The organism is Desulfobaculum bizertense DSM 18034 (genome assembly GCF_900167065.1).
GTDB classification, from domain to species: domain Bacteria; phylum Desulfobacterota; class Desulfovibrionia; order Desulfovibrionales; family Desulfovibrionaceae; genus Desulfobaculum; species Desulfobaculum bizertense.
This window is the reverse complement of sequence record NZ_FUYA01000011.1, coordinates 52,646-66,397: the sequence shown is the minus strand read 5'-3', so window position 1 is coordinate 66,397 and position 13,752 is coordinate 52,646. Positions and strand designations below refer to the sequence as shown.

The window sequence follows — 13,752 nt, the reverse complement described above, 5'->3', positions numbered from 1 at the left end:
TGTCTGGTGTAGTTTTTCAATAGAAAGATGCTTTTATGGAAAATGGATAAAGTGGAAAAGGCTATAGGTGGAAGCGCTTATGAAGGTTTATATGTTTGGGTGTAGGCATAATTCTTTGTATGCTCATCAACAATTGAAGGAAGGTTTGCAAGATTGTCTTGATCAAGGGGTTGAGCCGGAATTTGTTGCGGTAGAGTATAAAAAAAGTATGAAAGAGCAGATATTGAGGCAGCGGGATTTTGAATGTTTAGAAGAAAGTAGAAAGAATTTTTTGAGAGAAAAGATTGGCGACGAATACCATCATATTACTCCTTCAATTGGATATGATATGGATTCTCACCAAGAGTATTATCCGGATGTTGAAACCGTATGGCTTGATGATGATAGAGAATTAGATGAATTAGAAAAAGATGCTCCTAACCATTTTTTGTATAATACAATTGTAAATGTTTTAAATTTTAAGGATAAGAATAGGTTAAATTTTGATGGTGAATTTTGGAAAAGATATATGGCAGAAGAAAAAAAGACGGTTTGCCAGCCTGCGTATAATACAGAGAGAGATCAAATGTGGCTTCAAACTTTAATTCCGTATTTGTTATTAGAAGAAGATCAGAGTTGTATTATTATAGTTGGTGCAGATCACATCTCTAAACATGAAGGAGTACTCAAAGAATTGCTTGAAGAAGCAGGACATGTAGTTGTTTTGCGAGATTGTACATGTTAATATATTACTATCCTTTGGGATTTATGAATCCTGTAGTTTTTTCTTCTGGTTTGATAGACGGGCTTAAGTCTATTGAAATTGGATTTTCAGATTTTGTAGAAGAAATTCCGTTTAGAATAAGGCTTATGTGGGCAGCTTTAAGCGACGTCCCAGTTGATTTTTGGATTTTGAGTATATTCTTTTTGTATTTTTTTATTGTCTATAATTATGAAAAAGTATTGCGAAGGATGCCCAAAGAAAATGACTCGCATCCCTTGTGGGGATATGGGCTAGAGAGTGAATTATTAAGATATATTTTTGAAAAGAGAAAAGTTGAGCAGGCTTTTGTTGTAGATGGGAAATGGGGAGTAGGGAAAACTTTTTTTGTTACTAAATTTTTTAAAAAATATAAAAAAAGGTTGAAAAGTTCAGGATTAAATCCTGTCTTTATTAGTTTAAATGGAATTTCAACAGTTGAAGACCTTGAGGCGGAGTTCTTCAGAGCAAATACAAAACAGACTCGAAAGTTGGGGATACTGCTGGGGCGAGCTGTTGCACGTTCAGCTTTGAAACGTGTTAGTCTTGGTGTGAAAGAGTTTTCTCTTTTTTGGGGAAAGATAAAGCCGTTTACCAAGAATGATATTTTAGTTGTTGATGATGTTGAGCGCTGTGTTGTTTGTGCCGATAACATTTTTGGATACATAAATCAGATTGTAGAGAAACAGCATATTAAATTGATTTTAATTATGAATCAGGAGGAATTAGTAAAAAATTCAGAAATGATTGGCCACGAAGCTAAAGTAGTAATTCATGATACATTAGAAAAAGTTGTTTTTAGAAGATGGACGGTTTTAGCAGATTTTGATTCGTTTTTTAAAAACTATACATGTTGGCTACAGAGTCTTTTTTTGAATGAAAGTGAATGCCTTGATGCCGGGCATGCCTGTATGTCGTTTTTGACTTTTATTAAAGAAAATAAAGCTGGTATCAAATTTTTATTTGACGATACAAGATTTTGCAATATCCGGTTGTTTAGTAATGGATTAGAAGAGCTTAGAAGTATTTTCATGGGGTTTAGTGATGATATATATGAAAACAAAAATTTTATAAAAAGATTTGCTGGTTTGTTTTTGATTTTTTATGTCGAAAATCGACTTGGTAAATTAGATCTACATGATTTTTTTGAAGGGGAGATTATTCAAGGTTCAGAAATGGGTATGAATTTTGAGAATCCAAAGAAGGAAGCAGTTCAGTCAAATTATTTGAAGAATAAATATAAGGAGTATTCGCCCCAGCAGTATAGACTTCCTGGTTGGGTGTGGTTGCAACTTTTGAAAGATGGTGTGAATTCATGGGAAGCCGTATTAAAAGAAATTAAGACTTCAACGTTATTTCAAACAGAAATTCCGTGGGTTAAATTGTGGCATTTTGATGAACCAACTGAAGATCAAATGACTGATGATGAATTCTTTGATCTTGTAACCAAGCAAAAAGAAATATTGTTCAATGAGGAACTTAAAGATGTTCTTTCTGTCCTTCATATAGCGGGGCTTTTGAAAAAATTTAATGATAGGAAAATGTTCAAAGTAGATATTGAAAAAGTACTATTTCATGCAGAGAAGAATCTAGAAAAACTTCGAGATCAGAAAGAACTGATTCATGATTATGAGAAGTTAAGAGAAGTCGTGATGTATAATTGTGATATACAGCATTTGTCGACAGAATATATAGATTGTCAAGATGGAAAATTTTTTCCAAATTTATATAAAAAAGCTCAAAAATGTGTAAAAGAGCAATGGGATTCTCAGAATAAAGAAACGCTTCCAGATCTAATATTGAAGTCGCTTGAGACTCGCAATTTTGATTTGTTGCGGGAGCTTGTTGTTCTAGAGCACTCTGGAGGAAAATACGCTCATACTCCTGTGTTTAATTTTTTTGATCCACAGAAATTTTATTCAAAGCTTGTGGGGTATGATTCTGTTTCTATAAGTTTTTTGAGTGGGGTATTCCACCAGCGGTATAATTTTTTAAGTAAAGAATCAGCCCAAGAGCTTTTTCCTGAAAAGGGCTTTGCTGAGAGCTTGAAGAAAATTATAGATAGCGAATGGGATGAAGAATCATATGCGCCCAATAAAGAAGAATTGAGGGATTTAAAAGATCGGATTCTTCCACACGCTTTAGAAAATTTTAATAAATTTTAGTCTACCCCCCCCACCACGCTTCTCCAGCGCCGTATGAAAAGTACAGCTGTGTACTTTTCATACGGCGCTTTTGTTTTTTTGTCCGCTGCGCAGGGTATAGCTAAGCCAATACCTCTACCTTGTGCGGAAGGACTCTATGGACGAAGACAAGCTTTCCAAGAAAATAGAACAGGGCGCTGTGGATGCTGTGGACATGCAGGAGTACGAGACTCCTGATGGCTACAGCTTTAAGCGTGCCCCTTTGCGGGAGTTGATGGCAGCCCGGAGAGAGATCCGGGCAGAAGAGCGCTCGCAGGGCGGGACGGTTCTTGAACGTGCCATGAGCGTGAGGCCGCGGCGATGACGAAGCGCGTGTTTCATCACAGCCGGGCGCGTGGCCGTGGCCGCAGTGTGCGCCGTACTGGTGCCAGCGTTAGCGGGACGATGGGCAACTGGGTGAGTTCCCTTGTTTCTGCCATGTGTGCAGAGCGGGAAAAGCGCCGGGTGGCAGACCGTGCCCTTGACCTCTACACCAATGACGCAATGGCGCATGGCGTTATGGAGTCGCTGGTTGTTGAGGCGGTTGGCATTGGACAGACTCCCTGCTTTTCGCCACGGCTGGACCTGCTTGGGCGCAGCCCGGAGTGGGGCGAGGATTACCAGCGGCAGGCGCTGACTCTGTTTGAGCGCTGGGGGCTGGACTGCCGCAAGTGGTGCGATGCGCAGCGCCGCAGCACATTTTATGGTCTTCAGGCACTAGCCTATTTCGGCTGGAAGCTTGATGGCATTTCCCTTTTTCAGGTTGTTTCCCGGCCTGACCCTTTGCGTCCGCTTTCGCTGGCGCTTCTTCCTATAGACGCTTCACGTCTTGTTTCTCCACGTTCTGCCAGTGCAGAGATTTATGACGGCATTGAAATTGATGCCGACGGGCAGCCCATTGCCGTGTGGCTAAGAAAGCCCGGCGAGCGCGCCCAGTGCGTGAACGATGCACAGTGCACGCGCCATGAGATTTGGGACGCCCGCACCGGACTGCCCAAGCTGCTCATTGTCGGGGATGTGCGCAATATTTCCGAGTATCGGCAGGACTCCATTCTGGGGCCAATCATCAAAGAGATTCGCGATTCCAATGACTTTGTGGATGCCGCTCTGGTGGGGGCGCTGGTGCGCAACCTTTTTGTGCTTTTTGTGGAAGACATGAGCACCGGCGGAACAAACCGGGACACGCCGCTGGAAGAGCGGGTGCTGGAGCTGGACAAGGGGACGGTTTTGCAGGGGGCAGCGCGGGAGAAGCCGCAGTTCTTTAGCCACACGGCAGCGCCGAACGGGTATCAGGAACTCTTTGGCGGCATTGTGGACCGCGTGGGCATGGCCACGGGCCGGGGAAGCGAAAGCGTGCTGCGCCGTTTTCAGGCGTCGTACTCCGCCAGCCGCGCAAACATAGAGAAAGCGGAGCAGTACAACGAATATGAGCGCTCTATCCTGAACACGACGTTCAACCAGCCAGCTTTGGCATGGATGCAGTACGAAGGCGCGCTGCGCGGGCATTTGCCCGTGGGTGCCGTGGACATGGAAGAGCATCTTTTTGAATACACGCGCTGCGACTTTATGCCGCAGCCATTCCGGCACATAGACCGGGAGAAAATTTCCAAGGCCAATACGCTGGACCTTGCATCCAACACCAACACGCTGGCGCGGATCCACGGCGAAGGTGGCCGGGACTGGCGCGAAGAACTGACCCAGCGGGCGCGGGTTTAAAAGTGTGTAGCAGGGGTGAGGCGGTGGAAAAGGAAGGAAAAGGAAAGAGCCGGGTGACCGGCTCTTTCCTTTAGTTATCGATGTATTGATATGGGAAACAGAAGGGCTTTATGTTTGTTGTCGGTGATGTCAAAAAGTTTAATTCGTAATTTTGTATAGGGTTGCCACCTGAGGTAGATGAATCCCTGCTGGATATCGCCAGGGTAAATGACTCTATCCTCAAAGGCATGTGTCGCAAGCTGTTTTTTGAATTCAAGAGTCCATCGGTCTGAAACTCCTGCGCCAAGTCCTGCGGCTGCACCTGTTGTGCCTCCTATAATTGCGCCTGATTGTGCGCCAAGCCCAGCATCCCCGCCTGCGCTACCAATTCCAGCACCAACACCAGCACCTACAGCTGCGCCTAGTGCTGCGCCTGCGACCGTTTGAGCTACAGCTGTAGATCCAATTGAAGATGATCTGATTTTTCCAGCCGCATTATCTAGGGTAAATGCAACCTGATAAGATCCCTCGGAGGTGATTCCGAAAATTTGTTGATGATTAATTTCCAATTCCTTGTCGCCATTGTTTTGGACAATTATATGAATTGGGAGAACTCCAGCCTTTTTGATATCGGTATGGAACAGCTCTTTTGAGCGGTTGAGGCTGTCAACTGGAACTGCCGCAATAATGAGGCCATTAAGTTCTTGGTGTCCGGGAATAGCTTCGGGGGGCTGAAACGAGACGTCTTCTACCCTAAGGGGAGCGGCGCAACCTGAGAGGAATATGCACAGCAAAAGATATATAAAAGGTGTTTTATTTTTCATGCTGTTTATCTTCCCATTTAATAAAGTATTTTTTTAAGTTTTGTGATTTATTCATTTGATAAAGAAGATCACCGACCGCTTTGTCCACGGCATCATTGAATCCCGCAGCAAAACCACGGCCTGCTTCGGAATAGGTAAGCATCATTTCATTCACATTTCTGGACTGGCTTACTTGTGTTGTTCCAACCCACACAATTCTTTTTTCAGAAAGGTCTTTAATTTCTGCTCGTATTGCAAGCCGGGTGTAGCTTTCAGCAGAAACACTGCTAAAGCCTGTATGAACGTCCATTTTAGTATCAATATCTTGGAGGGATACTCTCATAAGTGCCTGTGCATTTAAATGCTTAGGGATAGCAGGCTTGTCTACAAGATAAATTGTTTTAAATTGGTAAGACATCCCTTTGATAAATTTGACGGCAATGGCTTTACCAAGGTCGAAAGAAAAATTGCCCATTTTGATGGACTGAGTGCATTTAGCATTAACAAGATTAGGGTCGAGGTAGAGAGCGATTGAAGCATCTTTAACTTTAAGGCATTTCATCCGAGAAAAGGCTTCATAGCTGAGGCTTGAATCTAAGCGAGGTGATACTTGAATTTTGGAACAACCAGTAAGGGAGAAGAATGTTAGTGCGACTAATATCAGTGTAATTTTTTTCATGAAGAAGTCCTTCTTGGAAAATAATGAAAAGAAACAGCTTGAGATTTAAAAAGTAGTGGTTAAATACAAACTGCCCTGAGATTATGCGCGATCATATAGCTGAAAACTTTTATTGAAACAACAATATTATGTACCTCTTTTAATGAAGATAAAGAGGTACATGCGGTAAAAAGTAGCAAAAGCACCTTGCTGATTTTCATTCCCCGCACAGTCCCTTCTGCTCAATTTCATAATAGTCGGAAATTGAGAGCGTCCGAGACGTGCCGGAGAAGTCCCAAACGGGGCATGGTGCGTTTCCGGCATCCTTCCCCTCTGGGGCGTAGAACACCCGCATGAGGATTTCTTTCCCGATGAATTTTTTTGAGGGAACAATCCATATATGAATCATGTCCGCGTGTGGATCCTCTTCCTGCAAGATGAGGGCAGCTTTTGCTGCTGTCTGCTTGAGGAGCTGCGGTGTGATCTTGTTGTGTCGGTCCGGATCCGGCAGGAGCTGGATATATCTGTCGACATTTTTTCCCCCATAACCTTGCCGGATTCTGTTTTGAGATAGCGGAAGGGTAGAGCTTTTGCTGTGGCCGGAGCAACGGGTGCTTCTTCATCTATGGTCACGGTGGTGTGTACCGTGACCATAGATGGAGCGTTGGCCTGTGTTTTTTTTCTTCTGGCTCAGCGCTGCACGCCACAAGAAAAGCCAGGAGGCCACAGAGAAAAACAAAGCTGTGGTTCCGCATGATCTTCTTCTTGTTTGAAATCTTGAAAAGCTATAATTGTTTTTGATTGAAGTTCAACGCGTAAACTCGACACCGCTTTGTGACGTTTGTGTATGTTTTTAACAAAAAGTGTAATTAAAAAGAGGTGCTTATGGAGACTAAAAAGCCAGGGGAAAGTCGACGAGAGAATATTGAAGAGTTGACAGGCCTGAGAGGGGTTGCAGCTCTTTTTGTTTTGCTGAGTCATTTTGTGCTACTGGCTCCACAGTTGCGGGAAACGAGCGCCAACCTTTATTTAAGGCACTTTGGTGTTGTTGGAATGAGTCTTTTTTTTACACTGAGTGGATTTGTCATATACTACAATTACGCGGAGAGAATTTGCCAAGATCCAAGAGGGGGGATTAAAAAGTTTTTAATCGCACGATTTGCACGGCTTTATCCATTATATTTTGTTTTTGTTGTAGGTGGGTTTCTTTTAAATTTATTGTTTTCACATTTTAATTTGAACTCTTTTTCTGCAAATTTGGTGTCATTGCCAGCATATTTGTTGGGCGTTCAAAGCTGGTTCTATGGGTATGTGAATGGAATTCCGCTGATATTTTTACAGGGATTCGTGAATATTTCTTGGTCAATCTCAGCCGAACTGGCCCTTTATTTGTTCTTTTTACCTTTCGCTTTTATCCGAATTGGCAGTTTGAAAAAAGTTGCTTTTTTGTGTGGCTTGGTTCTTCTTGGGAGATGTTTATATGTTTATTTAAGTTATTTTGGTTTTCAAGGAATAAGTATCGGTGGGATGATTGATTCAAGAATAATTCCACATCAAGGTTATTACGGATGGATATGGCTTGTGTACCATTCTCCTTATGGAAGAATTTTTGAGTTCCTTGTAGGCTGTTTGTCCGCTAAGTTTTATTTGCTGAATAATAATAAATTTAAGAGCTTTTTCAAAGTCTTAGCACTATTTTCAATAGTTCTATTGTCGTTGAATGTTATGGATGTAATTAAATTTGAATTGTCAGATCATTTGTTGATTCCTTTGTCACTTATGCTTTTTGTATTTTCTGTTGTTCAGTGTAGGTCGAAAATACTTAGAACAAAATTCCTTTTGTTTATTGGAGAAATTTCTTATTCAACATATTTGTTGCATATTGTTTTTGTACAAGTACTTTCATACACTGGAAGTGATTACTCAATGATCTTTTTAAGGATATGTGTTCTTGTCGTAGCAACATATGTGACTGCATATTTTTCCTATAAATATATTGAGAATCCAGCGCGTCGTTTTATTCGCGCGAGATTTCATTAAGTAGTTCTGATCTCCTCGCTTCTCCAGCACCGTGTAACAATTATATCTGTGTAATTGTTACACGGTACTTTTATTTTTTTGTCCGCTGCGCAGAGTATAGTTAAGTCAATATCTCTACCTTGTGCGGAAGAACTCTATGGACAAAGACATTCTTTCCAATAAAATAGAATAGGGCGCTGTGAATGCTATGGATATGTAGTAATACGGGGCTCCTGATGGGCACAGTTTTAAGAGTCCTTTGCCGTTTTTAGGCGTCGTACTCTGCCAGCCCCCAAATATAGAGAAGATGGAGCCGTACAACGAATATGAGCGCTTTATCCTGAACATAACGTTTAACCAGCCAGCTTTGGCATGGATGCAATCGAAGACGCGAGCTCGGGTATTTCTTATGAGACCCTTTTCTGGACGACTTTTGAATTCAAGCGCTGTGAATTTATGCCGCAGCCATTCCGGCACATAGACCTGGAAAAGTGGTTATGCGTGTAGGAATTTGTTAGATTTTGTGAAAAATTTTAATGTAAATAGTGGGCTAGGTGTAGACTGTTATATGTGTAAATAAATTTAATATTTTTATTTAGTAATACTATATTTATAAGTCTGCACAAAATAAAAGCAATTTTTTTATATACAAAAAATTAAAAAATACAGTACAAAAATTTTTTTTTCATGTTATTAAGTCTAGTACATCTTCATATGAAATATTTACTCTTGAAATTATCACTGCGTAATAGCAACGATTGTTTGTTGCTGTTGTACTTGTGATAACAATAATAGGAGGACAATTATGAATAATGAAGGTGTTAACTTAGAAAAAAAATTTGATCAGTGGTTAGATGGTGGTAGCAGCATATCACTAGACACGAAGCAAACTGAAATTATCAGCAAGTTTACGGTGTTTGGCGAAGGTGACAGCCAAATTTCTGGCCAAAACTCAACAGCAACTGGGCCGGATGCGGCTAAAGAATCGCAGCAAAGTAAAGAAGTTGATTCCGCAAAAAAGGAAGGAGATCTGGATAAGCTTGCTAAATTGCTCTATGAATCAAAGGGCAATGCTGTGGCGAGTATTCTGGGGCTTGCGCAGAGTAGATCCGGATGGAATCCTCTTGATCCTGAAAAGAAGAACAATTTTGATGGATTTAGAGAATTCGTTTCTCAGATTCTCAGGGTCCCATATTTCTCTATTCAACAGAGTGAAGACAGTTCAGTCCATTACTCTGAGGAGAATTATGATAAACTCATTGATGACGTTGCGGGATTGTATGACAGCATAACGGCTGCGGATAAGGAGCAGATTAAAAAAAGTGTGGTTAAACTCGCAAAAGCTTGTACAAGCCGAGTGAATACATCAAACACGGATACGCTTTTTGTCCAGAACACAATGAATGCTTCTGAGGACGGCGACATCATTGTGGGACTTGAGCAGTCGTATATGCTGATGGAGTATGACAGCCATTCTGGGAAGGGTGCTCCGAAAGATAAATACAAGACGGACATCGAAGTGAAAGTTGTGGAACTTCTCTTTAAAGGTTCCATTTGGACGCCAGAGGCTGCTCGGAAGTTGGCTGCTAAGTTTGTCAAGAGTTGGGATGATTGGCTTGATGATACCAGCACTCCAGAAACTCCTGATTCAGGGAAAATTAAATTCTGCTTCGGCTAGCATTGTGTAAGTTCGTTTCGATAAGCCCCCAAAGATGGGGGCTTTTTTATGGCTATTTTTGTGCTTTTTATGAGTTTCGCACAGCCTGAAAGGAGGAAATTTTTGGAATAATACTTGCTGCAGTGATGTTATACAAAATGTATATGTCAGTTTTATGAATGAGACGATTGAGACACGTGAAAATATGAGGCATGTCAGAGAATGTATTATTGTCCTTTATGCGGTATGGACCACGATGGGTATCTTCCCCTCTGGAAAGAGTTGAGTGATGCGCTTGAGGCATATGGTTTTGATGCCATTTCGCTAAAACCAGAGTTTTATAATCGAGAGAATCTTACGTGCCCTGTGTGTGGTGGGATGGACCGAGAGCGTATGTGCGCGGAATATTTGCGTCGCACTTTTGGGAAAAATTTTTATGATCGCTCATTTCGTTTTCTTGAGTTCGCGCCCAACCCTGCCTTTAGCCGTTTTATTCGGAAAAATTTTACGCTACGCCACGAAACAGCAGATCTTTTGCGCAGTGATGTGACGTATCAGTGTGATCTCACAAATATGCCTGTGCTGAAAACTGAGAGTGTCAACGCGTGGATCAGCCTGCACATGCTGGAGCATATCCCTGACGATAGAGCTGCTCTCCGCGAGCTATACCGAATACTTACACCTGGCGGTTTTGGCTTGTTGCTTGTTCCTCTAAGTCTGGCCCTTGAAAAGACAGATGAAGATCCCTCCGCCTCAGAGTTTGAGCGTTGGCGGCGTTTTGGTCAGAATGACCACATTCGGATGTATGCCAAGAAGGATTTCATTGAAAGAATCCTTGAGGCGGGGTTTCAGCTTGAGCAGCTGGGCAAAGAGTGGTTTGGCGAGAAATGTTTTGCACGGCTTGGGCTTCCCGACACGGCTGTACTGTATGTGCTAAAAAAGCCCGGTCTCGAAACTTCATAGCTTTTCGTTTCCGCATAAAAAACGTGCCGGTGTTGTGAACTCCGTGCACGTTTTTTTATGCGGCGTGTTTTTTGTATTATTTTTTGCGGTTAAAGATGCAGCTGTTTGGTTCTGTTTCCCAGCATTTGTTGCACGAAATACATCGCGGGCGGTAGTGCTCATCACGCTCCCACCGTGTGATGAGATCTGGCTCGCTCAGGAGGGGGCGAGCAATTGAGAAACACTGTATTTTTGTGGAATTCAGGATTTCGTTCATGCGTTCTACAGAACGGTTGCCGCCCATAAGAATCACCGGGGCGTTGACGTTTTCTGCTATTTGAGCTGTTTCGGTTAGAAAATAGGACTCATTTTCACGTTTGAGAATGTGAGGGCGTGCTGGCATAAGACCTTTTCCAGAGGATTCGTTTGTCGCACTGACCTCAAACATGTCTATCCCGAGCTGGTCGAGGTGCTTGAAAACTTCTATGGCATCGTCAAAGATAAGTCCCTCGCCATCATCCATGAAGTCGTCAAAATTCAGCTTGATCATGACTGGGAAATCTTTGCCAACACGCTGTCGAATTGCGGCATACACCTCATAAATAATTCTCGCCCGGTCATGAATACTTCCGTTATATTCATCGTTACGGCGGTTATAATACGGGCAGAGAAACATGCTCAAAAAATATCCGTGAGCTGCATGAATCTGGACTGCATCAAACTTGGCTTTTTTTGCCCGCTCCGCTGCATCGCCAAATAGCGACGCAATACGCCTGATTTCTGCCCTGCTTGCTTCTTTGGGAAGAAGTCCGGTGACGCGATTTTTGATTGCGGAGGGCGCAAGGATATTCATGTTGGGGGCTTCTGGATGGTGTGACTGTGAGCCTCCAAAAACAATTTGGGCCGCAATCTTGCTTCCCCGCTCATGCACCATATCTGTCAGCTGAGTGTACTCTTCAAGGAAACTGTCATCATAGATACCGGCCATCCGAGGATTTGGTTGCTCCTCATGAGAAATGAAGATGTATCCTGTCAGAATCAGGCCGACGCCTCCACTTGCAAGATCTCCGTATGTTTGGAAAATTTCATCAGTGAGATGCCCGTCGGCTTTGGCCGCTTTCATCCAGAGTGCGGAACGAATGAGACGGTTTTTGAGTGCCATCCCATTGACGCTGTATTTTTCAAATATATGCATTTTCAGACCTGTGTTTTTTAGGGAGCCGTTTATCGGATTTCTGCCCGTACTGAGTTTATCAGCTTGGACGGGAAGGGAGAAGCCCTGCTTATTCATCTGTGATGAGTTCATGAGCTTTGACGTCAGGTTCATCCTCATAGAGTTGTCCAGCCATAGATCGCGGAACGTCCTTTCTGTTTTTTACGCCAAGCTCTCGCAGAATCTGTGTTTGGCGAACGAGGTTGCCTGTGCCCTTATAGAGCTGTCCACAGGCCTTCTCGTAGGCATCGTGCGCCTGATCGAGGCGCGAGCCAAGTTGCTCCATGTTTTCACAGAATCCAGCAAATTTGTCATAGAGCAAAGCCCCTCGCTCTGCGATTTTATACGCATTCTGTGTCTGATGTTCCTGCCGCCATATGTGCGCAACTGTACGAATTGCAAAAAGAAAGGTGCTCGGACTGACAAGCAAAATGTTTTTGTCCCACGCTTCTTGCCACAGATTTTTTTTGTGTGAAATAGCCAGAAGAAAAGCAGGCTCTACAGGGACAAACATAAATACAAAATCAAGTGATTCCAGTCCGTAAATTTGCTGGTAGTTTTTTTGTGAAAGCTCGGTGATATGCTTTTGTACGGAGATGATATGTCGTTTTAAGGCCTGTTCCCGATCTGTTTCAGCTTCTGCCGCGGTAAAATCAAGGTAGGCATTGAGCGAGACCTTGGAGTCAACAACGAGGTGCTTGTTGTCAGGCAAGTGGATTATGGCATCAGGCTGGACTCGTGAACCGTCTTTTTGGCTGTGGCTTTCCTGGAGTGTGAATTCAATATCTTTACGAAGTCCGCTCATCTCCAGGATGCGTTCAAGAATAAGCTCTCCCCAGTTCCCCTGTATCTTTGACTGGCCCTGAAGCGCTTGCGTCAGATTATTCGCGTCGTCTGAAAGCTTGTGATTGAGCGAAATAAGATTGTTGACCTGCGCCGCAAGCTCAATGCGCTCGCGGCTTTCTTTGGAATAGCAGGAATCAATTTGTTTGCGGAATTCATCAAGGTTGAGCCGAAGCGGGGCGAGAAGCTGGCGGATGTCCTGCTGACTTCTTTCTGAGAGGGATTGTGCCTTTTTGTCTAGTATGTCTGAGGCAAGAGCTTTGAATTGGGCAGAAAGCTCCTCACGTGCCTGCTTGAGGGACGCAATGTGTTGCGCGGAATAACTTTGCTCCGCATCGAGTGTGCTCTGGAGAGCGGAAAGTTTTCTTGCCAGCTCTGCATTTTCTTTTTTGAGATCCTCGCTGTCTTCTCTATGTCCATCTCGTTCCATCGTCATGTCTTCAAGCTGCTTCCGCAATTCGTGCAGTGCTGATTGGGCTGCCGCAAGCTCTTCGCGTGTTGTCCGAAGCGCAGCGCATTCTTGCTGTAGCTCTGCAAGGTTTTGCCGAAGTCCCTGCGTCTGCTCGCATTCAGACTGCCGTTTCGACTCGCAGACAAGAATCTCTTTTTCTAGGGTGTTTTTTAGCTCAAGAGTCTGGGTTAGCGCCTCCTGATTCTGTGCGAGCTGGGCAATGAGCTTCTGTTCCTCATCATGTGTGTCAAAATGATTTTTGGCAAAGCGGTAGCCAATGAGGGAAAAAAGAACGGCAGAAATGCTTGTCGATAGAAGAATCCAGACCAGGGGAGGGAAGGACATACGGGTGCTCTCCTTTGTAGACATGCTGTGTGCGGTTCACGCTGTGTGCACACATTCTCGTCGCTATCCAAATATAAAGACGATGTATTGTGTCCTCGCATCAGGGGGGGGCGTCTCACAGGACACGCTCAAAGAGTGCCTTGTTTTGTTGGCGATGAAAAGGAGCATCCAAAGAAAACTGTTGCCGTTCATATCATTATATAT

Annotated in this window: 12 protein-coding genes; 7 read left to right on the top strand and 5 right to left on the bottom strand. The window is 43.3% G+C overall.

What is annotated here, in order from left to right; genetic code table 11:
• The first annotated feature begins 79 nt into the window (after window positions 1–79).
• The 4 genes from B5D23_RS13655 (at window position 80) to B5D23_RS13640 (ending at window position 4,638) form a co-directional block, all read left to right on the top strand.
• A complete protein-coding gene (locus B5D23_RS13655; RefSeq protein ID WP_078686009.1) occupies window positions 80–724 on the top strand; it encodes a hypothetical protein in 645 nt (214 codons plus the stop codon).
• Entirely contained in the window at window positions 718–2,904 is a 2,187-nt protein-coding gene (locus B5D23_RS13650) for a P-loop NTPase fold protein (protein WP_078686008.1), read from the top strand. The genes B5D23_RS13655 and B5D23_RS13650 overlap by 7 nt, the downstream gene beginning before the upstream one ends.
• A 136-nt stretch (window positions 2,905–3,040) precedes the next feature.
• Window positions 3,041–3,247: a hypothetical protein gene (locus tag B5D23_RS13645; protein WP_078686007.1), complete on the top strand. Its 207-nt coding sequence runs from the start codon at window positions 3,041–3,043 to the stop codon at window positions 3,245–3,247.
• Window positions 3,244–4,638, top strand: a complete 1,395-nt coding sequence (locus tag B5D23_RS13640; RefSeq protein ID WP_078686006.1) for a phage portal protein — start codon at window positions 3,244–3,246, stop codon at window positions 4,636–4,638. Before B5D23_RS13645 ends, B5D23_RS13640 begins: the two co-directional genes overlap by 4 nt.
• A 74-nt stretch (window positions 4,639–4,712) precedes the next feature.
• On the opposite strand, the gene B5D23_RS15105 is transcribed toward B5D23_RS13640, so the two are convergent.
• The 3 genes from B5D23_RS15105 to B5D23_RS13625 form a co-directional block, all read right to left on the bottom strand.
• Complete coding sequence (locus tag B5D23_RS15105; protein WP_078686005.1) at window positions 4,713–5,441, bottom strand: hypothetical protein; 729 nt, start codon at window positions 5,439–5,441, stop codon at window positions 4,713–4,715.
• Window positions 5,431–6,099, bottom strand: coding sequence for a hypothetical protein (locus tag B5D23_RS13630; protein WP_078686004.1), 669 nt, complete (start codon window positions 6,097–6,099; stop codon window positions 5,431–5,433). Before B5D23_RS13630 ends, B5D23_RS15105 begins: the two co-directional genes overlap by 11 nt.
• Before the next feature lie 196 nt (window positions 6,100–6,295).
• Window positions 6,296–6,487 (bottom strand): hypothetical protein, encoded by a 192-nt coding sequence (locus tag B5D23_RS13625; protein WP_078686003.1) that lies wholly within the window; start codon window positions 6,485–6,487, stop codon window positions 6,296–6,298.
• Window positions 6,488–6,963: 476 nt separating this feature from the next.
• Here B5D23_RS13625 and B5D23_RS13620 point away from each other — a divergent pair, with 476 nt between their 5' ends.
• The 3 genes from B5D23_RS13620 (at window position 6,964) to B5D23_RS13610 (ending at window position 10,717) form a co-directional block, all read left to right on the top strand.
• Entirely contained in the window at window positions 6,964–8,118 is a 1,155-nt protein-coding gene (locus tag B5D23_RS13620) for an acyltransferase family protein (protein ID WP_078686002.1), read from the top strand.
• Between the two features lie 784 nt (window positions 8,119–8,902).
• Complete coding sequence (locus B5D23_RS13615; protein ID WP_078686001.1) at window positions 8,903–9,775, top strand: hypothetical protein; 873 nt, start codon at window positions 8,903–8,905, stop codon at window positions 9,773–9,775.
• A 201-nt stretch (window positions 9,776–9,976) separates the two neighbouring features.
• A complete protein-coding gene (locus B5D23_RS13610; RefSeq protein WP_078686000.1) occupies window positions 9,977–10,717 on the top strand; it encodes a class I SAM-dependent methyltransferase in 741 nt (246 codons plus the stop codon).
• 76 nt (window positions 10,718–10,793) lie between these two features.
• On the opposite strand, the gene B5D23_RS13605 is transcribed toward B5D23_RS13610, so the two are convergent.
• Together B5D23_RS13605 and rmuC are read right to left on the bottom strand one after the other, a co-directional pair.
• Entirely contained in the window at window positions 10,794–11,891 is a 1,098-nt protein-coding gene (locus tag B5D23_RS13605; protein ID WP_078686043.1) for an NADH:flavin oxidoreductase, read from the bottom strand.
• 88 nt (window positions 11,892–11,979) lie between these two features.
• Window positions 11,980–13,548, bottom strand: coding sequence for a DNA recombination protein RmuC (gene rmuC / locus B5D23_RS13600; RefSeq protein ID WP_159446012.1), 1,569 nt, complete (start codon window positions 13,546–13,548; stop codon window positions 11,980–11,982).
• Window positions 13,549–13,752: the final 204 nt, after the last annotated feature.

Coding starts and splice junctions, on each gene's coding strand:
- B5D23_RS13620 (WP_078686002.1), top strand. CDS start 6,964: ATGGAGACTAAAAAGCCAGGGGAAAGTCGACGAGAGAATATTGAAGAG.
- B5D23_RS13655 (WP_078686009.1), top strand. CDS start 80: ATGAAGGTTTATATGTTTGGGTGTAGGCATAATTCTTTGTATGCTCAT.
- rmuC (WP_159446012.1), bottom strand. CDS start 13,548: ATGTCCTTCCCTCCCCTGGTCTGGATTCTTCTATCGACAAGCATTTCT.
- B5D23_RS13645 (WP_078686007.1), top strand. CDS start 3,041: ATGGACGAAGACAAGCTTTCCAAGAAAATAGAACAGGGCGCTGTGGAT.
- B5D23_RS13630 (WP_078686004.1), bottom strand. CDS start 6,099: ATGAAAAAAATTACACTGATATTAGTCGCACTAACATTCTTCTCCCTT.
- B5D23_RS13640 (WP_078686006.1), top strand. CDS start 3,244: ATGACGAAGCGCGTGTTTCATCACAGCCGGGCGCGTGGCCGTGGCCGC.
- B5D23_RS13625 (WP_078686003.1), bottom strand. CDS start 6,487: ATGATTCATATATGGATTGTTCCCTCAAAAAAATTCATCGGGAAAGAA.
- B5D23_RS15105 (WP_078686005.1), bottom strand. CDS start 5,441: ATGAAAAATAAAACACCTTTTATATATCTTTTGCTGTGCATATTCCTC.
- B5D23_RS13650 (WP_078686008.1), top strand. CDS start 718: ATGTTAATATATTACTATCCTTTGGGATTTATGAATCCTGTAGTTTTT.
- B5D23_RS13615 (WP_078686001.1), top strand. CDS start 8,903: ATGAATAATGAAGGTGTTAACTTAGAAAAAAAATTTGATCAGTGGTTA.
- B5D23_RS13610 (WP_078686000.1), top strand. CDS start 9,977: ATGTATTATTGTCCTTTATGCGGTATGGACCACGATGGGTATCTTCCC.
- B5D23_RS13605 (WP_078686043.1), bottom strand. CDS start 11,891: ATGCATATATTTGAAAAATACAGCGTCAATGGGATGGCACTCAAAAAC.